This is a genomic window from Pseudoalteromonas sp. SR45-6 (assembly GCF_014163545.1).
Taxonomy (GTDB): domain Bacteria; phylum Pseudomonadota; class Gammaproteobacteria; order Enterobacterales; family Alteromonadaceae; genus Pseudoalteromonas; species Pseudoalteromonas rhizosphaerae.
Genome location: NZ_JACJDM010000070.1, coordinates 1 through 20884 on the forward strand (window position 1 = coordinate 1; position 20884 = coordinate 20884).

The 20884-nt window shown below is 37.2% G+C and carries 18 protein-coding genes; all 18 read left to right on the top strand.

Annotated features, from left to right (window positions below):
* The first annotated feature begins 45 nt into the window (after window positions 1-45).
* The 18 genes from wecC to H5158_RS20295 all read left to right on the top strand — a co-directional run bounded on the left by wecC (window position 46) and on the right by H5158_RS20295 (window position 20844).
* A complete protein-coding gene (gene wecC / locus H5158_RS20210; RefSeq protein WP_182740751.1) occupies window positions 46-1335 on the top strand; it encodes a UDP-N-acetyl-D-mannosamine dehydrogenase in 1290 nt (429 codons plus the stop codon).
* Window positions 1335-2609, top strand: coding sequence for a Vi polysaccharide biosynthesis UDP-N-acetylglucosamine C-6 dehydrogenase TviB (gene tviB, locus H5158_RS20215; protein ID WP_182740752.1), 1275 nt, complete (start codon window positions 1335-1337; stop codon window positions 2607-2609). The genes wecC and tviB overlap by 1 nt, the downstream gene beginning before the upstream one ends.
* A 14-nt stretch (window positions 2610-2623) precedes the next feature.
* Window positions 2624-3580, top strand: a complete 957-nt coding sequence (locus H5158_RS20220; protein WP_182740753.1) for a Gfo/Idh/MocA family protein — start codon at window positions 2624-2626, stop codon at window positions 3578-3580.
* A 2-nt stretch (window positions 3581-3582) separates the two neighbouring features.
* On the top strand, window positions 3583-4158 hold the full coding sequence (locus H5158_RS20225; protein WP_182740754.1) for an acyltransferase: 576 nt from the start codon (window positions 3583-3585) through the stop codon (window positions 4156-4158).
* 144 nt (window positions 4159-4302) lie between these two features.
* Window positions 4303-5382 carry a DegT/DnrJ/EryC1/StrS aminotransferase family protein gene (locus H5158_RS20230; protein WP_182740766.1) on the top strand — a complete coding sequence of 360 codons (1080 nt, stop codon included), beginning with the start codon at window positions 4303-4305 and terminating at the stop codon, window positions 5380-5382.
* Entirely contained in the window at window positions 5379-6602 is a 1224-nt protein-coding gene (locus H5158_RS20235; RefSeq protein ID WP_220491382.1) for an oligosaccharide flippase family protein, read from the top strand. Before H5158_RS20230 ends, H5158_RS20235 begins: the two co-directional genes overlap by 4 nt.
* A gap of 30 nt (window positions 6603-6632) precedes the next feature.
* Window positions 6633-7760, top strand: coding sequence for an O-antigen ligase family protein (locus H5158_RS20240; RefSeq protein WP_182740756.1), 1128 nt, complete (start codon window positions 6633-6635; stop codon window positions 7758-7760).
* A 37-nt stretch (window positions 7761-7797) separates the two neighbouring features.
* Window positions 7798-8967: a glycosyltransferase family 4 protein gene (locus H5158_RS20245; RefSeq protein ID WP_182740757.1), complete on the top strand. Its 1170-nt coding sequence runs from the start codon at window positions 7798-7800 to the stop codon at window positions 8965-8967.
* Window positions 8968-8983: 16 nt separating this feature from the next.
* A complete protein-coding gene (locus H5158_RS20250; RefSeq protein WP_182740758.1) occupies window positions 8984-10006 on the top strand; it encodes a CapA family protein in 1023 nt (340 codons plus the stop codon).
* Window positions 10003-11343 carry a hypothetical protein gene (locus H5158_RS20255; RefSeq protein ID WP_182740759.1) on the top strand — a complete coding sequence of 447 codons (1341 nt, stop codon included), beginning with the start codon at window positions 10003-10005 and terminating at the stop codon, window positions 11341-11343. The genes H5158_RS20250 and H5158_RS20255 overlap by 4 nt, the downstream gene beginning before the upstream one ends.
* A gap of 44 nt (window positions 11344-11387) precedes the next feature.
* Entirely contained in the window at window positions 11388-13196 is a 1809-nt protein-coding gene (locus H5158_RS20260; RefSeq protein WP_182740760.1) for an alginate lyase family protein, read from the top strand.
* A gap of 2 nt (window positions 13197-13198) precedes the next feature.
* Entirely contained in the window at window positions 13199-14416 is a 1218-nt protein-coding gene (locus tag H5158_RS20265; RefSeq protein ID WP_182740761.1) for a glycosyltransferase family 4 protein, read from the top strand.
* Window positions 14413-15009, top strand: a complete 597-nt coding sequence (locus H5158_RS20270) for a sugar transferase (protein ID WP_182740762.1) — start codon at window positions 14413-14415, stop codon at window positions 15007-15009. Before H5158_RS20265 ends, H5158_RS20270 begins: the two co-directional genes overlap by 4 nt.
* Entirely contained in the window at window positions 15002-15631 is a 630-nt protein-coding gene (locus tag H5158_RS20275; RefSeq protein WP_220491383.1) for an acetyltransferase, read from the top strand. Before H5158_RS20270 ends, H5158_RS20275 begins: the two co-directional genes overlap by 8 nt.
* Window positions 15632-15670: 39 nt before the next feature.
* Window positions 15671-16849, top strand: coding sequence for a DegT/DnrJ/EryC1/StrS aminotransferase family protein (locus H5158_RS20280; protein ID WP_182740763.1), 1179 nt, complete (start codon window positions 15671-15673; stop codon window positions 16847-16849).
* Between the two features lie 119 nt (window positions 16850-16968).
* Window positions 16969-17316: a four helix bundle protein gene (locus tag H5158_RS20285; RefSeq protein ID WP_169020997.1), complete on the top strand. Its 348-nt coding sequence runs from the start codon at window positions 16969-16971 to the stop codon at window positions 17314-17316.
* Between the two features lie 111 nt (window positions 17317-17427).
* Window positions 17428-19383: a nucleoside-diphosphate sugar epimerase/dehydratase gene (locus H5158_RS20290; RefSeq protein ID WP_182740764.1), complete on the top strand. Its 1956-nt coding sequence runs from the start codon at window positions 17428-17430 to the stop codon at window positions 19381-19383.
* Between the two features lie 294 nt (window positions 19384-19677).
* A complete protein-coding gene (locus H5158_RS20295) occupies window positions 19678-20844 on the top strand; it encodes a nucleotide sugar dehydrogenase (RefSeq protein WP_182740765.1) in 1167 nt (388 codons plus the stop codon).
* The last annotated feature ends 40 nt before the right edge of the window (window positions 20845-20884 follow it).

A 20884-nucleotide genomic window follows, 5' to 3' on the forward strand; every position in this document is an offset into this window, starting at 1 on the left:
TAGAACCTAGAACCTAGAACCTAGAACCTATTTAAAAGGATTATCATGTCATTTAATACAATTTCAGTTATTGGTTTAGGCTATATTGGCTTACCAACAGCTGCGATGTTTGCATCACGTAAAAAAAACGTAATTGGTGTTGATGTAAATCAGCACGCGGTAGATACAATTAACCGTGGTGAAATACATATAGTAGAACCAGATTTAGACATGATCGTACATGCAGCTGTGACTGAGGGCTATTTAAAAGCCGTAACGTCACCAGAGCCTGCGGATGCATTTTTAATTGCAGTACCAACACCATTTAAGAGTTCTCTTAATAACGAAAGTGATTCTGCAATACCAGAGCCAGATTTAAGCTATATCAAAAAAGCCTCTGAAGCGATTGCTCCAGTACTTAAAAAAGGTGACTTAGTAATACTAGAATCTACCTCACCGGTTGGTGCTACAGAGCAAATGGCGGAGTGGTTAGCTGCAGCCCGCCCTGATTTATCATTCCCTTCCCCTAATAAAGAGCATGCAGGTGGAAATGTTGATGTAAATGTAGCGCATTGCCCTGAGCGTGTATTACCAGGGCATGTAGTGCGTGAATTGGTTGAAAATGACCGTGTAATTGGTGGCATGACTGCCAAGTGTTCAGCCCGAGCTGTTGAGCTTTACAAAACATTTGTACAAGGTGAATGTGTAATAACCAATGCCCGTACCGCAGAAATGGCAAAGTTGACTGAAAACTCATGCCGTGATGTGCAAATAGCCTTTGCTAATGAGTTATCAATCATTTGTGATAAGTTAGATATCGATGTTTGGGAGCTTATCTCTCTGGCTAACCGCCATCCACGTATTAATATTTTACAACCAGGTCCTGGTGTTGGTGGGCATTGTATAGCGGTAGACCCATGGTTTATTGTGAGTAAAACGCCTGAAGAGGCACAAATAATTCATACCGCACGTAAAGTTAATGATGCTAAACCGCAATGGGTAATTAATAAAGTTAAACTAGCAATAGCTGATTTCTTACAAGCTAACCCAACAAAAACAGCTAAAGATGTCACTATAGCTTGCTATGGTTTGGCGTTCAAACCAGACATAGATGACCTACGCGAAAGCCCAGCTTTAAATATTACTAAACAAATAGCTGAACTACACTCTGGAACTGTTATCGCTATTGAGCCTAATATTAATGAATTACCAAGTAATCTTTATGGTTTAGAGTTAGCAATATTTGAAGTGGCAAAAAATACAGCAGATATTCACTTATTGCTTGTTGATCATAAAGAGTTTAAAGGTAACGTCATTAAAACTGGTTATCTAGTTGATACAAAAGGTATTTGGTAATGGAATTAAATAATGTAAGTATTGGAATAATTGGACTTGGTTACGTGGGCCTTCCATTGGCAGTTGAGTTTGGTAAGAAGTATCCGGTATTAGGCTTTGATATTAACCAAAAACGTGTTGATGAATTAGAGGCAGGTCATGATGCTACATTAGAAGTAAGTGATACTGAACTTGCTGACGTGAAAAGCCTAACCTTCTCTTGTAACAAGCAAGATTTAGCTGAGTGCAATGTTTACATTGTGACAGTGCCAACCCCGATTGATGACAGTAATGCACCGGATTTAACACCTCTTCGCAAAGCATCAGAATTATTAGGTGAATTTGTTAAAAAGGGCGATGTTGTTATTTATGAGTCAACGGTATACCCAGGTGCGACGGAAGAAGTGTGTCTACCAATTATTGAAAAAGTATCAGGTTTAGTGTTTAACCAAGACTTTTTCGCTGGGTACTCACCAGAACGTATTAACCCGGGTGATAAAGTAAATACACTAACAAAAATAATGAAAATCACCTCAGGCTCTACTCCTGAAGTTGGTGAGTTTGTAAATAATTTATATGGCTCAATCATCACAGCAGGCACGCATTTGGCTGGCTCATTGAAAGTAGCTGAAGCCGCAAAAGTGATTGAGAACACCCAGCGTGATTTGAATATCGCAATCATTAATGAATTTGCAAAAATCTTTAACCGCTTAGGTATTGATACAGAAGAAGTACTTAATGCTGCGGGAACCAAGTGGAACTTCTTAAAGTTTAAACCGGGTTTAGTGGGTGGGCACTGTATCAGTGTTGACCCTTATTATTTAACTCATAAAGCACAAGAAGTGGGTTACCGCCCAGAAGTGATTTTGGCAGGTCGTCGTATTAATGATGGTATGGGTGAGTATGTAGCAACTCAATTAGTTAAAAAACTATCAAGCCAAAAAATCCATATCGACGAAGCAAAAGTACTGGTATTAGGTTTTACCTTTAAAGGCGACTGCCCAGATGTACGTAATACTAAAATCATCGATATCGTCAATGAATTAAAAGACTTTAACATGAGTGTTGACGTGTATGACGGTTGGGCAAACCCAGCGGAAGTAGAGCATGAATATGACTTGTCATTAGTTAGCACATTAAAAGAAAATCATTATGACGGTATTGTTTTAGCGGTTGACCATAGTGAATTTAAAAACATGGGCGTCGAAGCTATCCGCCAATTCGGTAAAGAAAAACACGTGCTCTATGATGTAAAACATGTATTTGGCCCTAAAGACTCAGATATTAGATTATAAGAAAGGATTTTAACATGAAAAATTTCGCCCTTATCGGTGCTTCAGGCTACATTGCTCCACGACATTTAAAGGCAATTAAAGAGACAGGACATAACCTGTTAGTTGCAATGGATATTAATGACTCTGTTGGTATTATGGATAGCCACTTTCCTGACGCTGAATTTTTTACAGAGTTTGAAGACTTCACCGCCTTTGTTGAAGACTGTGCAATGAAAGGCCAAAAGCTAGATTATATCGCTATTTGTAGTCCAAATTACTTACATGCACCACATATGAAGTACGCTTTAAAAAATGGTATTGATGTCATTTGTGAAAAACCATTAGTGCTTCATTCAGAAGACATGGATATTCTAAAAGAATACGAAGAAAAATACGGTGCAAATGTAAACTCGATTCTACAGCTAAGACTACACCCGTCTATTATTGCTTTAAAAGAAAAAGTGGCTGCAGCACCTGCAGACAAAGTATTCGATGTAGACTTAACCTACATGACATCACGCGGAAAGTGGTACATGAAATCATGGAAAGGCTTCGACCATAAATCAGGCGGTGTAGCAACGAATATTGGTGTGCACTTTTACGATATGCTGCATTTTATTTTTGGTGACCTTAAGCATAATGAAGTTCACTTTAGGGATGAGAAAACCTCGAGCGGCTACCTAGAATATGAGCGCGCACGTGTTAAGTGGTTCCTGTCAATTGATTCGAATAACTTGCCTGACAATGCAGTTAAAGGTGAGAAACTAACCTACCGTAGTATTACCATTAAAGATGGTAATACTACTGAAGAGCTTGAGTTCTCAGGTGGCTTTACTGATTTACATACACAGAGTTATCAAAATATTTTAGCGGGTAACGGTTTTGGTATTGATGAAAACCGTGTTGCAATTGAAACGGTAGAAAAAATCCGCGAAATGCCACTGGTAGAAGCAAGTAGCAAAGCGCATCCACTTCTTTCAAAGGTATTATAATCATGAACTACCATGTGCATGAAAGCGCTATTGTTGATGCTGGCGCAAAAATAGGCTCTGACACACGTGTTTGGCATTTTGTGCACGTGTGTAGTGGTGCTCAAATTGGTGATGGTTGTTCACTAGGTCAAAATGTATTCGTAGGTAATAAAGTCACCATTGGCAATAACGTAAAAGTGCAAAATAATGTGTCTGTGTACGACAACGTACACATTGAAGACGACGTATTTTGTGGGCCAAGCATGGTGTTTACCAATGTGTATAACCCGCGCTCGTTCATTGAGCGCAAAACAGAATATCGTGATACCTTAGTAAAAAAAGGCGCCACCTTGGGTGCTAATTGCACCATTGTGTGTGGTGTAACCATTGGTGAATATTCGTTAGTGGGGGCGGGCGCTGTTATCAATAAAGATGTCAAACCGTTCGCGTTAATGGTGGGTGTACCAGCTAAACAAATTGGTTGGATAAGTAAATATGGTGAGCAGTTAGACCTGCCATTCACAGGTAATGCCAGTACTAAGTGCGAGCATACTGGTGAAGAATATGTGTTAGAGGGAGAGGTGTTGTTTATAAAATAACAAGCACTTTTATTTAAGCATTGCCAGTAATTATTGTGGGGCATAAGTCTCGTAAGCCATCAAGTCCGTAAGGTTTGGTGGCTGCAATTTTCTAATCCTATGCAAACTAACCATACAAATTAATTTAAAGAATTTAAAATGACGATACAATTTATAGATTTAGCGGCGCAATATCAGCATTTAAAAACAAAAATAGACGCGCGAATTAAAACGGTTTTAGAGCATGGCCACTATATAATGGGCCCAGAAGTGCAAGAGCTTGAATATGAGCTTGCAAAGTACGTGGGTGTTAAACACGCTATTACCTGTGCAAATGGCACTGATGCATTAACACTTGCCATGATGGTGCTTGATATAAAGCCTGGTGATGCGGTTTTTTGCCCCACCTTTACGTTTTTTGCTACAGCAGAAGTGATTGCTTATGAAGGTGCGACTCCGGTATTTGTAGATTCAGATGAAGCAACATTTAACATTTGCCCAATCGATTTAGAAAACCGCATTCAAGCGACAATAGCTGAAGGCAAATTAACCCCTAAAGCGATTATTGCAGTGGATTTATTTGGTTTACCAGCCAACTACCCTGAAATCCAAAAAATTGCCGATAAATATAACCTAAAGCTCGTTGAAGATGCCGCACAAGGTTTTGGTGGCTCTATCTGTGACGATAACGGTGATGTAAGGCGTGCAGGTAGTTTTGGTGATATCGCTACAACCAGTTTTTTCCCAGCAAAACCACTGGGGTGTTATGGCGATGGTGGGGCTGTTTTTACTAATAATGACGAATACGCAGAACTACTAAAATCGTACCGCGTACACGGCAAGGGTAAAGATAAATACGACAACGTACGTATAGGTATGAACAGCCGCCTAGATACAATTCAAGCAGCTATATTGCTTGAAAAACTAGCCGAGTTCCCGACAGAACTGATTAACCGTAATAAAGCGGCTACAAATTATGAAGAACAATTAGCATCAAAATACCAAACACCACAAATACCAGCAGGCTATGTAAGCTCATGGGCACAATATACGCTAGTATCAGCCAATCGTGATGCTGATATGGCTGAATATAAAGAGCAAGGTATACCTACCATGGTTTACTACAGTACCTGCATGCATGAGCAAACCGCATTTAGTCAGTTAGGATATCAGACGGGGGATTTTCCAATTGCAGAAAAGCTAGCTAAATCAGTGTTTAGTTTGCCTATGCATGGGTATTTATGAGCTTCATTCTAAAATTGCGGAGGGTTTTTAGAAGTCCTATTTTTATCATGTCTCTTTTACCTGCTTTTGGTCAGGTTATATACTTTCTAATTCTCCCTCTTTTATCTCGAAATGCATCACCAGAAGCATTTGGACAGTTGGGGCTGTTTATTAGTTTTACAGCCCCAATCTCTATTTTTCTTACATTAAAATATGAGCAAGCTATACCAATTATAAAGAGCTCTAAATACTCAGATTTATTAGCCGCGCACTTAACTTATTTGGCATTAACTATTTGCTTATTAATTTCAGCCTTTTTTCTTTTATATGCATTGTTTTTTAAGTTGGAAAGTTTTTATTTCCTTTTTATGTGTGTTCTAGGTAGTTTTGGGCTGGCTTTTTTTCAAATAAAATTACAAGTATCGGTCAGGTGTAAGAAATATAAGCAAATCTCTATAGCCAAGTTTATCCAGCCAATATTTAGAGGGGGGGGGGCTCTAATACTTATTTTGTATCTTTTTGAAAGTGAATATCACTTATTACATGGTTATTTAATTGCATTAGTTATATCTTCTTTGTTTTTAGGGAGGTTGAGGTTTAGTTTTGATCGACTTAAGTTTTTTTCACTTTGCCGCAGGTATGTTCAATTCCCAAAATATGGCGCTCCTTCAGCGCTGGTTGATGCTTTGGTAAACTACCTTCCGATAATTCTGATTGGCTATGCTTTTGGCAAAAGTGAAGCTGGGTTATATACTATGGTTAGTATGATCGGAGCAGGGCCTATAGGGATTATTACAAATAGTATAAGCGCATTGTTTATCGCTGAATGCTCTGAAAAAGTTAGGGAAAACAAAGGTGTAACTTCTATTTTTGATAGTTATTTAAAAAAGCAACTTAAGTTATCTATCCCTTTGATTTTATGTTTTGCTGTGCTGGCTTTTTTTGCAAAAGAGATATTGGGGGATGATTGGGAAGGGATTAGTGATATTCTATATATTATGATGTTTATGTACGCCTTACAATTCATTGCAAGCCCCTTAACTAGAGTTCTCATTGTTATCGAACAACAAAAAATACAGTTTTACTTCACTCTTTCTAAGCTTGTGTTGTTAATGCTAGCTAGTGCAATTGGTTTTAATGACTTTTTTGTTTTTATTTCGGCGCTAAGCTTTTTAATGGGAGGCTGGTATATTACCTACATCCTCATTGCTCGCTATCTTGCTCGAGTCTATTCTAAATGATATTCACATCTAATTTTAAAAGTGAACTTTATGCTTAAGTATATTTTGGCTTTAAGCTTATCTTTATATGCCCTTTCACCTGTGTTGAATTATTACCCAAGTGCTTTGGGGTTGTTTGACTTTAATTTTTCTTTATTTGGGTTGATTGTAATAGTTATATTGTCAATAAAATGCAAGTGTAATCGTTATAGGGTTTATATTAAAAATGAGCAATACTACATATTACTAATGATGTTTTTGTTTTTTATCAGTGTTTTTGTCTCTCTTTTTTATTCTAAGTTTATCGAGTATGGAATTATAAAGTTGTTATCCCTATCTGTTAATATCCTTATTGCAGGGCTTATTTTTATTGTTTTCAATAGAAGTGATGTAATTCTATTTTCCAGATTTTATGTGGTTCTGATAGTTTTTTTAGGGTTCTTATATCCGCTTTTTTACGGTGTAAACGCTATTGATGGTATTAGCATTAATAAAGATAATGTTGCGGTTTACCTCAGTACTGGTCAAGCTTTAGCGTTTGCAGGTGCATTGCTTATAAGTTTTAATGTGTTGGGTAAAATTAATGGAAGTGCAATTTTATTAATATATTTCTTGTTAATATTGAGTGGTGCTAGAGGTCCATTGTTATTTTTATTTTTATCTCATTTCTTGTACTTCGCTCTCGTGAAGAAAAAGCTTTTCAGTTCTATTGTTGTAAGTGCGCTTGTTGTATTTATAGTTATGATTGTCGTTCAAGTTGATAATGGAGATACAATGATATCAAGGACTATTTTAAGATTTTCATCATTATCAAGTGGTGGTGCTAGGGGGGAATATTTTGATAACTTCCTAAATGTAATTACTGGTTTTAACCAATTTATTTTTGGGACAGGACTTGGTAGTTTCGGAGTTTTATTGCATTCTGTAGAAATAAAAGATTACCCCCATAATATTTTTCTTGATGTAATATCAGATGCAGGTTTTTTATCGTTGTCTATATTTTTTGTCTTTTTATTTTTATATTCAAAAATGTATATCAGTCCTATTTTAAGGGGTTATTTTATGGTTCCATTGATTCCTTTTCTAGAAGTTCTTAAAAGTTCAACTTATGCAGAATATAAACTTCTTTGGTTGTCTTTGTTCTTACCTTTTATCTTTGCTTATCGTACTGAGAAGTGAATAATAATTATTAATAGTTAATTTTTGATGGGGATTTATGAAAGTTTTAATGGTCTGTGATTTCTATGATGAGGGGTTGGAATTCCAAGAGAATCTCTTATCTAAATATTATAATAAGTATGGGCATGAAGTGATGATAATAACTTCTACATACGAGAATGTTTTCGATTTTTATGAAAGTCGTGGAGAAACAGGTGTAGAGAGAATATACAAGGATAAATATGGTAGTCAAATAGTGAAGAGAAATTACTCGTATAACTTGTTGAATAAAATTCGTTTTTTCTCTTCTCTAAAAGAGTATGTGGAGAGTTTTAAGCCTGATGTTATATACTTCCATAGTTTTTTACCTGACTTATTAACTGTGAAAAAATATGTTAATGAACATGGTGTTAAGCTGGTTGTTGATTTACACATGGATTATATAAATTCGGCCCATAACTGGTTGTCATTAAATGTACTGCATAAAATAATAAGAAAAAGTCTATATAAGTATGTTGAAAAAGATATTCATAAATTATTTGTAGTTGCTGATAGTGTTAAAGACTTTGTAAATAATATTTACTCTATATCTGTTGATAAAATGGAGTTATTACCACTTGGAGCAGATACAGATCTCATCGATGATCTGAAGAAAGTAAATAGTAGGGATAAAGTAAGGGAAAAATATTCCATAAAGGAGAATGACATTGTAATATTTTGTGGTGGCAAGCTAAACCCGTTGAAAAAAATTGATTTAGCAATTGAGACTTACAGGAAGTTCAATAATAGTAACTTGAAGTTAATTGTTGTTGGTGAATCATCCGCTACTCACGAAGAGTATTATAATAAATTAAAAGCCTTATCTAAAGATAGAGTTGATATAATATTTACAGGTTGGTTAAATAAAAATGATGTCTATTCACACCTACTAGCTTCCGATATAGGCTTTTTCCCTTCAAGTCAATCTATACTTTGGCAACAAGCTATTGCGTCAGGAATACCTTTGGTTGTAGGTCTTTTGAGAGAGGATGAAAGTGTAGATTACCTTAATTGTAAAGGTGCTTTAACTATTCATAAGTGCTCTGATGTTAATTTAGAAGCATTCTATGTGTCGTTGGGGGAATTAATAAATAACAAACGTTTATTAATGGATAAGAAGCAGGCAGCTATAGATACCGGAACCGAACTATTATGTTGGAATCGGTTGATTCATAAAACATTAACGTAATATTTTAGGAGAGACTTTGATTTTCTTAGGTGATATAGCCATAGGCTCAAAAGTTGATTTAGAGTGCCCAGATTTTTTCCGAAATAAAAAATTCATTGCAAACTTGGAAGGCAGCTTAGTAAAGAATGTAAGTGATTATGTTGGCAGTAGAGTTGTTGTTAATGATTATGACGCGATAAAATTACATTCAGAAAGCTGTGATGTTACTTATTCTATTTGTAATAACCATATTTTAGATAATGGAAATATTAATGAAACTATTGAGAATTTGCACTCGATAGATGTTGATTTCTTTGGTGCTGGAAGAAATTTAAATGAGGCCTCCGAACCTCTTGAGTTAGACGATGTTATAGTACTGAATTTTGGTTGGTCGATTGTTGAGTGCCCAGAAGCCAATACTCATAAACCAGGTGTAAACCCGCTAAAGGATGCCTATGTTATAAATGAGTTCAAAAAGTATAAAAATAGAAATCCAAATAAAAAGATTATTGTTTTTTTTCATTGGGACTATGAGTTAGAGGCTTATCCTATGCCTTCACAAAGAGCTCTAGCCCATAATTTGATCGACTTAGGATGCGATTGTATAGTTGGTACACACTCCCACAGGGTGCAGGGAGCTGAAATATATAAAGGAAAACCAATAATCTACAGTTTAGGCAACTGGCTATTTCAACAGGATTTCTTCATTTCAGGACGGTTAGCTTTCCCTCGTTTTTGTGATTTACAACTTGCTTTCGAATTTAGTCTGGATGGTGAACATTTATGTCACTTTTTCAAATATAATAAACAAGATCAAAAAGTAGATTTTTATAAAACTGAAAACCTTATGAATTCAAGTATTATGAATGAATTAACACCTTTTTCGGGTTTTAGTTTTAAGGAGTACGATTTATGGTTTTCAAAAAATAGATATCATAAAAAGTTAATCCCTGTATATTTTTCAAGAGAAAGTAGAGCTATGGTGTTTTTTAAAAATAAGTATAATCGTTTGCGTACATTCCTTATATCTGTGTTAGTAAAGGCTAAAGTTAAATTATGAATATTGCCAACTATATAAAAAAAAATGCACATAAGTTACCTGTAGGTATTAGAATTGGAAGCATAATATCCAATCTTAGTTACTCTAAAAGGCCTGGTATAGGTGCTAGTTATGCTCGCTCATCACTTGAGTTGAAATTGTATGAAGATGGTATAAAGGGTAATCAAGAATTAATTTTAGAAAAAATGTACAAAATTGTTGATTATGCAATAAGTAATACCGTTTTTTATAAGGAGTTTTATTCTGATCACAATTTCAGCTTAAATAACTTGAAGTGTTTTGAAGATATAAAAAATATCCCAATAGTTACAAAATCTGATTTAAGTTCTTATAAAATTGAGCATATTTCGAATATGAATCGTTCAGATCTTCAGCTCAGTAATACAGGCGGTAGTACTGGCCAACCTTTTAAGTTCTATGTAACTTCAAATGCAATGGGTCATGAATGGGCGCATGTCCATCGTGCTTGGCGTGAGCTAGGTTTTTCACCAAATGAATTAAAAGTTATATTTGCAGGACGAAGCCAAGTCAATGATTTTGTAGACTATGATCTTATTCGCCATTCACTTGTGGTAGATATATATTCAGATTTTGACCTAATATCTAAGAAGTTACTTAAATTTAACTCAATTAGGGCAATTAAATATCTTCATGGATATCCTAGTGCGATATTTGAGTTTGCAGCTTACTGCGAAAAGAACCCTATAATTTTAACTTCACTTATAAAAAATCTCAAAGGTGTATTTTTAACGTCTGAATATCCACATGCTTATTTTCGAGATAAAATAGAAGAAGTTTTTCAAGTGAAAACTCAATCATTTTATGGGCATACAGAGCGCTGTATCATGGGATATGAAAAAGAGGTTAAGGGGGAGTTCAATGTTTTACAGTCATACGGCTATTGTGAAATCGTCGAAAGTGAATTAATTGGTACTGCTTATGAAAGCTATGGTACACCGTTGATACGGTATGCTACAGGTGATAAAGTTTTAAGTTATGATGAGCAAGATGGGATTGTTAATTCATTTCGTTTGCACGAAGGAAGGACCGGTGAGTTTGTTATAGATAGTGTTGGTAAAAAAATACCGCTAACTGGTCTAATATTTGGGAGACATCATGAAATTTTCAATTATGTTACTCATATACAGGTATTTCAAAATGCACCTGGCTTAGTTACAATTTTATATTGTACAAAGGAGGAGCTACCTATAAATGTTAACCTGTTATTTGATAGTAGTAACGTTAATATAGAATTTGATTTTTTAAGAGTATTGGAACCGGTCAAAACTGTTTCGGGAAAATTCAAGCTTATTGTTGATGAGTTACCTACGGTATAGCGAAAGATTAACTTCAAGACCTTCTGAGCGACATAAGTAGTAAAATGGATAAATTAAAAACCCTTTTTAGTTTGAGCTTTTGGAGTCTAGTTAGATTCTTTATATATCAAATGAGTGTTAAAGCTGGCTTGTCTACTGTAAAAAAATTAAAACATGAAGTAATTAAAGGGGGCTTTTTTACGCCGTATATTGGCTCGACTGTTAATATCCAGTGTAATACTCAATGGTTTAATAAGCATACATACTTTGGCCTTGAAAAGGTTGATTTAGCGATCCCTAATTGGCACCAAAGTTGTTTAAATGGTGAATTAGCACCTGCTGATAAGCCTTGGTATTTAATTGGTGATTTTAATAATCAGTTAGGTGATATCAAAGGTGTGTGGGAAGCATCGCGTTTTGATTGGGTTGTTAGTTTTGCTCAACATGTAGCTACGGGTGATGATAACGCATTTAGCAAATTAAACTCATGGTTAATAGATTGGGTAGATAAAAACCCTACCTATAACGGCGTTAATTGGAAGTGTGGGCAAGAGGCATCAATAAGGGTGATGCACTTGGCATTGGCTGCTCTTATACTAAAACAAACTCACAATACCACTCCTGCATTACTGAGCTTTGTAAAAGCGCACTTAAAGCGAATATCGCCAACAATTATGTATGCGGTTGCGCAAGACAATAACCATGGTACATCAGAAGCTGCTGCACTTTACATTGGTGGCTCATGGCTCGCACAAAATGGCGATGCTGAAGGTCTTAAATGGCAAAAGCAAGGCTTAAAATGGCTAGAAAATAGAGCCCAAAAATTAATTGAAGAAGATGGAAGTTTTAGCCAGTACTCAGTAACTTATCATCGTGTGATGTTAGATACTTATAGCTTGGCAGAAGTTTGGCGGCAAAAGCATGATCTCCCTCTTTTTACAAAACGCTTATACGCTAAATTAAAAGTTGCCACTAATTGGCTGTTTTATTTTACTAGCACCAATACTGGCGATGCACCAAATCTTGGTGCTAATGACGGCGCGCGTTTAATCCCTTTAACTGGCACTGACTACAGGGATTTTAGACCAAGTGTTCAACTTGCAAGTGTAGTATTTAATAATAAAGTTGCATATGATTTGAGTGGTGATTTTAACATCCCACTTAACTGGTTAGAGTTAAGCATACCTGAGCAATCAATAGCAGGTAAAGCGCCAAAAGATTTTATCAACGGTGGCTACACTTATCTAGCTTGCACAAATGCAGTGCTTTATTTTAACTACCCTATGTTTAAGTTTAGACCAAGCCAATGTGATGCTTTACATATCGATTTTTGGCTAAATGGCCAAAATATATTTCGCGACGGTGGCACATTTAGCTACAATGCTGGGCAAAAATACATTGATTACTACGGTGGCGTAAAGAGCCATAACACGGTTGAATTTGATTCGCATGAACAAATGCCACGTTTAAGCCGTTTTTTATTGGGTGATTGGTTAAAAACCTCTACTAAAAAAGCGCTTGCTGTGAGCAATGAGTACCAAACGGTTACTGCAGGCTATAAAGACCGCTTTGGTTGCGAGCATACTAGAGCTATAGAATTACACCCTAATTCATTAATAATAAAGGATATTATTAATGGTTTTAAAGACAAAGCAATACTACGACTTAGACTTGCTCCTGCTGATTGGCAATTAGTTGGTGATAGTGTTTTTAGTGAGTTATGCACAATTAGTTTTTCAGCAGATATCAATATAAAGCGTATTGAATTAACCACGGGTTATGAATCTCGCTATTATTATCAAGAATCTGAAATTCCAGTACTCGAAATCGAAGTTAATAAGCCTGGAATACTTACCACGGAAGTAAAGTTTTAATTATGAATGTTTTATATTTTCACCAGCATTTTTCTACGCCAAGCGGCTCTACAGGCATACGCTCTTATGAAATGGCGCAGCGTTTACTTAAACATGGTCACCACGTTACTATGGTTTGCGGTAGTTATGGGGGAGGCGAAACTGGCTTAACTCCAGACTTTATAAAAGGCCGAAGAGAAGGTGTAGTGGATGGTATTCATATTATTGAGTTTGATTTAGCTTATTCAAATTCTGATGGTTTAGTAAAGCGTGCGGGTACTTTTTTAAAGTTTGCTTTAAAAAGTATTGGTATTGCATTAACTCATAAATACGACGTGGTTTTTGCAACTACAACGCCTTTAACAGCAGGTATACCGGGTATATTTGCGCGTTGGCTTAGAGGCAAGCCTTTTGTATTTGAGGTTCGCGATTTATGGCCTGAGTTACCAAAAGAAATGGGGGTAATTACAAACCCGCTAGTGTTAGCTGCTATGTCTGCTTTAGAATGGTGTTCTTACCGTTCTGCTAATCGTTGTATAGGTTTGTCGCCTGGGATTGTTGAAGGTATTAAAAAACGTGGCGTTAAAGCAAGTAAAGTAGAAATTGTACCTAATGGATGTGATTTAACTATTTTTGCTAATGATGTTACCGCATGGAGACCTGATGGCGTTGCTGATAACGATTTGATGGCTGTTTTTACTGGTACTCATGGGCAGGCAAATGGCTTAGATGCCGCATTAAATGCCGCTGTTGAATTAAAAAAACGCGGCCGTCACGATATTAAACTCGTTTTAGTTGGCCAAGGTAAGTTGAAAGAAAGCTTACAGACAAGAGCTAAGCAAGAAGGGTTGGATAATGTAATATTCCACCCCCCTGTTAATAAAAGCAAATTAGCTGAGCTGATGAAAGGTGCTGATATTGGCTTACAGTTATTGGCTAATATTCCGGCTTTTTATTATGGTACATCACCCAATAAATTCTTTGATTATATTTCTGCAGGCTTACCAGTTTTGAATAATTATCCTGGTTGGTTAGCTGGGATGATTAACGATAATAATTGTGGTTATGCTATTGAGCCTGACAATGCACAGGCTTTTGCTGATGCGTTAGTAGATGCCGCTGATAATAAAGATCGACTACCTGTAATGGGCGACAGGGCGCAGTCTTTGGCTAAACGTGATTTTAATCGCCATAACTTAGCTGATAAGTGGGTAACTTGGGTTACTGGAGCTGTTAAATGAAGCGCCTTTTTGATTTTTTAGTTGCCCTATGTGCTCTTTTTACTCTGCTACCAATAATAATTGTAGTTGCTGTACTAATTCGTTTTAAACTGGGCTCACCTATTTTATTTACTCAAGACCGCCCAGGTTTACATGGTAAAGTATTTAAAATGATGAAGTTTAGAACCATGCTTGATGGTAAAGATAAGCAGGGGAACTTGCTGCCAGATAATGAGCGTATGACTAAATTTGGCGCATTTTTGCGATCTACAAGTTTAGATGAATTGCCCGGTTTATTTAACGTATTAAAAGGCGATATGAGCTTAGTAGGGCCAAGGCCACTGCTTGTGCAATATTTACCGCTTTATAGTGCTGAGCAAGCGCGTCGCCATAATGTACGACCTGGAATTACTGGTTGGGCACAAGTAAATGGTCGGAATGCAATTAGTTGGGATCAAAAGTTTAAATTTGATGTTTGGTATGTTGATAACCAAAGCTTGTTGCTCGACTTCAAAATATTATTACTCACCGTAAAAAAAGTTTTTGTTCGTGAAGGCATAAGTGCTGACGGGCATGTAACGATTGAGCCGTTTAAAGGTTCTAATAATGACTAAACAGTTAGCCATAGTTGGCGCAAGCGGCCATGGTAAGGTTATTGCCGATATTGCCGAGCTGCTTGGCTTTACTGTTAAATTTTATGATGATGCCTACCCTAGCAAAACCCACATTGAGCATTGGCCAATATATGGTACTTGCGCTGATTTAATTGCGCTAAAAAATCAAAGCCCCACGTGTAGTAATGATGTAGTTGTTGCAATTGGAAATAACGAAATTCGCCAGCAAAAAATAAAATTATTACAACAAAATAATTTTAATCTTATTACTTTGATTCATCCAACAGCAGTGATAAGTAAATATGCAGCAATAGCACAGGGCACCGTAGTTTTTGCGGGTGTTGTAATTAATGCATTTGCCAAAGTGGGTGCTGGTTGTATTATCAACACCGGAGCTGTTGTTGAGCATGATTGCATTATTGATGATTTTGCCCATATTTGCCCGAATGTCGCTTTAGCTGGCGGTGTTATTGTGGGTAGTAAAAGCTGGGTTGGTATTGGTAGCCAAGTAAAACAGTTAGTGTCAATTGGTAACAATTGTTTGATTGGTGCTGGTAGTACAGTTTTAAAAAATATACCTGATAATGTTACTGCATTTGGCTCTCCTGCAGTAGCAAAATAAATTAGACACTCATTTCTATATGAAATTAATAGGAACATCATGTTAAATACCCCATTTTCTCCTTGGCCTAGCTTCACTACTGATGAGGCTGATGCTGTAAGTCGCGTAGTTTTGTCAAACAAAGTTAACTACTGGACGGGTACTGAAGGACGCGAATTTGAAAAAGAATTTGCCTCTTGGGCAGGTAGCGAGTATGCAATCGCACTTGGTAATGGCACTTTAGCGCTTGATATAGCGCTTAAAGCGTTAAATGTGGGTACAGGCGATGAAGTTATTACTACACCGCGAACTTTTTTAGCGTCTGCCTCAAGTATTGTTACTGCTGGCGCAGCACCTGTATTTGCTGATGTTGATTTAAATAGCCAAGCGATTACAGCTGCAAGTATTAAAGCGGTACTTACACCAAAAACGAAAGCAGTTATTGTTGTACACTTAGCCGGTATGCCTGCTGAAATGGACGAAATAATGGCACTCAGTAAAGAGCATGGCTTTTATGTAATTGAAGACTGCGCGCAGGCACATGGTGCTAAATATAAAGGTCGCTCAGTCGGTAGTATTGGCCATGTAGGCGCGTGGAGCTTTTGCCAAGATAAAATTATGACCACTGGCGGCGAAGGAGGCATGGTAACCACTAATTCTAAAGAGTTATGGTCAACTATGTGGAGCTATAAAGACCACGGTAAAAGCTTTGATGCAATTTATAACCGCGAACACCCACCAGGGTTTAGATGGTTACACGAAAGCTTTGGTACTAACTGGCGCATGACCGAAATGCAAGCTGTGCTTGGCCGTATTCAACTAACTCGTATGACAGAGTGGACTGCAAAACGCCAAACGTATGGCGCACAACTTGACCAAGCCGCAACTGGCTTTGATTGTATCCGTTTAGTTGAGGTTCCTGAATACATTGAACACGCTGAATATAAGCATTATATGTTTATTAAGCCTGAACAATTGGCCTCTGGTTGGGATCGCGACCGTATAGTTAATGCAATTGTAGAGCGTGGTGTACCGTGTTTTCAGGGGAGCTGCTCAGAAGTGTATTTAGAAAAAGCTTTTGACAACACCCCATGGCGCCCAGAAACACGCCTACCAAATGCAGTTGAACTAGGTGAAACGTCAATCATGTTTTTAGTCCACCCAACCCTTACAGAAGATGAAATAGCTAAAACAACCCAAGTTATGAAAGAAGTGTTTGGGTTAGCGAGCAAGTTATAGGTTCTAGGGAAGAGCTAAGTTTCGAGCCGTCAGCCGTCAGCCGTCAGATCACAGAGGTTATTTGCTTTTTAAATGTTTTGTACCTATAAGTTTTTAAAACACTTTAAAAGAGTAACTGAATGAATTTCGAAAAGTTAGAAGTATGGAAGCGTGCCGCACGATTGAGTGCTGATGTATATAAAAAGACAGCATACCTTAAAGATTTTGGTTTTAGGGATCAATTAACACGCTCCAGCCTATCAGTGCCTAGTAATATAGCTGAGGGGATGACTCGTGAAAGCAATAAAGAGCGGCTTAGATTTTTAGATATATCTAGATCTTCTTTAGCGGAAGCTAGAACACAGATTTATATTGGTATAGACATTAGTTATATAGATAAAAATATCGGCGCCCAGTGGATAAATGAAACCATTGAGTTATCAAAAATGTTGACAGCCCTAAAGTCAAAAATAAAATTTGATAGCTGATAGCTCCTATGCTTTTTATAAGCTATAATTAATGAAATTTTAACAATTAAAGAGCTACTGTTTTGCTCTTTATTTTTCGAATCAACAGAGTACAAGAAAAGGGAACTTGTTGTGGATAGTTTCATCCGGTCTATTTTGAATGCTTCTCGCGCTAAAAAGCGTGCTATCACCTTATTTATTGATTCACTTTTTATTGCCGCAGCATTTTGGCTTGCGCTTATAGTGCGTTTAGACAGCCTTGCACCTTTTAGTGAACTTGGTAATTGGCTGCTGTTAGCTATGTTAATTCCTACCGGTTTAATTGCATTTATTAATTTAGGTTTATACCGCGCTGTATTACGGTATATGAACTCGCAGGCGCTATGGGCTATTGTGCTTGGTACTGTTATAACCACTGTAAGTTTGGTATTGCTGTCGTTTTTTGTGGGTATTACTATTCCGCGTACTATGCCATTTATTTTTGCTTGGCTATGTTTACTTACTGTTGGTGGATCGCGCATTTTAGTGCGCGCGATGATCGGCAAAATGGCAACTGTTAATAAAGAATCGGTTATTATTTATGGTGCAGGCTCAGCGGGAAGGCAGCTTGCAACTGCACTCGGTGCCGGGCCAGAATATTACGTTCGTGCTTTTATTGATGATGATCAAAGCAAACAAGGGTCTATCGTTCAAGGTATTCCGGTAATTTGTTTTAAAGATATTTATGAACTGATTAATAAAGGTAAGGCCACTAAAGTATTGTTAGCGTTACCAAGTGCAAGCCGGGCAAGGCGCAAAGAAGTACTTGCGCAGCTAGAGCCATTAACGATTAAAGTTTTATCTATCCCTGGTATGGCAGATGTTGTTGAAGGTAAAGCGCAGCTTTCTGAATTTAGAGAAGTTGAAATTGAGGATTTATTAGGCCGTGACCCAGTTACCCCAAAACCAGAACTTATGGCTGCCAACATTGCTGGCAAAATAGTAATGGTTACTGGAGCTGGTGGTTCTATTGGCTCTGAGCTGTGCAGGCAAATAGTTAGGCAGCAACCTAAAAAACTGGTGTTATTTGAAATCTCTGAGTTTGGTTTGTATTCTATTGAAAAAGAACTAAATGAGTACATAGCTAATAATCATATTGATTTAGAACTAATCCCAATAATGGGCTCTGTGCAACGTATTAACCGTATTGAAACCGTAATGATGGCATTTGGTGTACAAACAGTTTATCACGCTGCGGCCTATAAGCATGTACCCTTGGTTGAACATAATGTGGTTGAAGGTGTACGTAATAACGTATTTGGTACTTACTACGCAGCCAAAGCGGCCGTTAATGCAAAGGTTGAAACCTTTGTATTAATTTCGACCGATAAAGCGGTGCGACCAACTAATGTAATGGGGGCAACCAAACGGATGGCTGAACTGGTATTACAAGGTTTAGCGCAAACCAAAGGTAAAGAACATCGTACGCGTTTTTGCATGGTTCGTTTTGGTAATGTGCTTGGCTCGTCTGGCTCTGTGGTACCGTTATTTCGCAGGCAAATTAAAGAAGGTGGCCCTATTACGCTTACCCACCAAGATATTACTCGCTTTTTTATGACCATACCAGAAGCTGCGCAATTGGTAATCCAGGCCGGCTCTATGGGTAAAGGCGGTGATGTATTTGTACTTGATATGGGGGATTCGGTAAAAATTAAAGATTTAGCCAGTAAGATGATCCGCCTTTCAGGCCTTGAAGTGAAAGACAAAACCAACCCTCATGGAGACATCGAAATTTTATGCACCGGCCTGCGCCCAGGTGAAAAGCTTTACGAAGAGTTATTAATCGGTGATAACGTTGGCGAAACGCCACATGAGCGAATTATGACGGCAAATGAAGCTATGTTGCCGCTACCTGAATTAAAAGTGTTTTTAGAAGCATTTGACATTGCCTGTCATAACTTTGATCACGAAATGATCCGCCAATTGTTACTCGACGCCCCAACGGGATTTAACCCAACGGATGGTATCTGTGATTTGGTATGGAATGCTAAAAAAGGCAAACAGCTCGAAAGTACTCCTCAAGCGAATGTGGTTAATTTGAAGGGGTAGGGGAAGGTTAAAGGTACTAGGGGCTAGGTAATAGACTAGGTGCTAGGCTTAACTTTGCCTTCTCGGTGTAGCTCTAAGCGCCTTGGTGTAATCGGTGGTAAAAATGGTTTAAATGATTTATTCACCACTGAGAGCACGGATTTCACAGAGAAGAGATTAAAGACTTTAGGTTTTAAACTGTTTTAATCATATATTGTGATGTAAATTAATGAATTGGATGAAAGTCTCTAGATATTAGGCTATGCGCCTGTACTAGGGTTAGGACGCTCAAATCAGAAGTTTAAGGACGGTGAAATGAAAGTTACTGTTTTTGGCACGGGTTATGTTGGCCTGTCTAATGCTATGTTACTTGCGCAACACAATAAAGTAGTCGCTGTTGATATAGACGAAAAAAAAGTCGCGCTTTTAAAAGACCAGCAATCGCCAATTGTTGACGTTGAAATAAGTGATTTTTTACAAAACAAGCAATTAAATTTTACCGCGACCACAAATAAAGAGTCTGCTCTGGTTGGCGCTGAGTTTGTAATTATTGCTACTCCTACCGATTATGATCCTGTAACAAACTATTTTAATACCAATAGTGTTAAGTCGGTTATTAAAGATGTAATGAGAATTAACCCAACGGCGACTATGGTTATTAAGTCAACTGTGCCTGTGGGCTTTACTCGATCGATTAAAGAAAAGCTTGGCACTGATAATGTAATATTTTCGCCAGAATTTTTACGTGAAGGTAAAGCATTGCACGACAATTTGTATCCATCTCGCATTATTGTCGGTGAGCAAAGTGAGCGGGCTAATATTTTTGCTAATTTATTGGCTCAAGGTGCAATAAAGCAAGATATTGAGGTTCTGTTTACTGACTCCACAGAAGCCGAAGCAATCAAGTTATTCTCAAATACTTACCTAGCAATGCGTGTTGCCTATTTTAATGAGCTTGATAGCTATGCTGAGAGTCATGGCTTAAATACGAAGCAAATTATACAAGGTGTAAGCTTAGACCCTCGTATTGGTAATCATTATAATAATCCTTCATTTGGTTATGGCGGTTATTGTTTACCAAAAGATACCAAGCAGCTTTTAGCTAACTACCAAGTAGTGCCGAATAATATGATTAGGGCAATTGTTGATGCTAATAAAACTCGTAAGGATTTTATTGCTAACTCAATCATTAAACGCAATCCTAAAGTTGTCGGTGTATACCGCTTAGTTATGAAGGCCGGCTCAGATAACTTTAGAGCATCTGCTATTCAAGGCATCATGAAGCGCATTAAAGCTAAGGGGATTGAAGTTGTCGTATATGAGCCAGCTTTAAAAGATGAAGCATTTTTCAATTCACGTGTGATTAAAGATCTTAATGAGTTTAAAGAAATTGCTGATGTTGTTGTTTCCAACCGTATGGTTAAAGAGCTGAGTGATATTGCAGATAAAGTATATACGCGCGATTTATTTGGTAGTGATTAAGTAATAGTTAAAGGTTAAAGGTTAAAGGTTAAAGGTTAAA

Bases quoted from the DNA above. Each gene is read 5' to 3' on its own strand.
- H5158_RS20265 (WP_182740761.1), top strand. From the start codon at position 13,199: ATGAATGTTTTATATTTTCACCAGCATTTTTCTACGCCAAGCGGCTCT.
- H5158_RS20225 (WP_182740754.1), top strand. From the start codon at position 3,583: ATGAACTACCATGTGCATGAAAGCGCTATTGTTGATGCTGGCGCAAAA.
- H5158_RS20280 (WP_182740763.1), top strand. From the start codon at position 15,671: ATGTTAAATACCCCATTTTCTCCTTGGCCTAGCTTCACTACTGATGAG.
- H5158_RS20255 (WP_182740759.1), top strand. From the start codon at position 10,003: ATGAATATTGCCAACTATATAAAAAAAAATGCACATAAGTTACCTGTA.
- H5158_RS20285 (WP_169020997.1), top strand. From the start codon at position 16,969: ATGAATTTCGAAAAGTTAGAAGTATGGAAGCGTGCCGCACGATTGAGT.
- H5158_RS20275 (WP_220491383.1), top strand. From the start codon at position 15,002: ATGACTAAACAGTTAGCCATAGTTGGCGCAAGCGGCCATGGTAAGGTT.
- H5158_RS20240 (WP_182740756.1), top strand. From the start codon at position 6,633: ATGCTTAAGTATATTTTGGCTTTAAGCTTATCTTTATATGCCCTTTCA.
- H5158_RS20260 (WP_182740760.1), top strand. From the start codon at position 11,388: ATGGATAAATTAAAAACCCTTTTTAGTTTGAGCTTTTGGAGTCTAGTT.
- H5158_RS20295 (WP_182740765.1), top strand. From the start codon at position 19,678: ATGAAAGTTACTGTTTTTGGCACGGGTTATGTTGGCCTGTCTAATGCT.
- H5158_RS20270 (WP_182740762.1), top strand. From the start codon at position 14,413: ATGAAGCGCCTTTTTGATTTTTTAGTTGCCCTATGTGCTCTTTTTACT.
- wecC (WP_182740751.1), top strand. From the start codon at position 46: ATGTCATTTAATACAATTTCAGTTATTGGTTTAGGCTATATTGGCTTA.
- tviB (WP_182740752.1), top strand. From the start codon at position 1,335: ATGGAATTAAATAATGTAAGTATTGGAATAATTGGACTTGGTTACGTG.
- H5158_RS20235 (WP_220491382.1), top strand. From the start codon at position 5,379: ATGAGCTTCATTCTAAAATTGCGGAGGGTTTTTAGAAGTCCTATTTTT.
- H5158_RS20245 (WP_182740757.1), top strand. From the start codon at position 7,798: ATGAAAGTTTTAATGGTCTGTGATTTCTATGATGAGGGGTTGGAATTC.
- H5158_RS20220 (WP_182740753.1), top strand. From the start codon at position 2,624: ATGAAAAATTTCGCCCTTATCGGTGCTTCAGGCTACATTGCTCCACGA.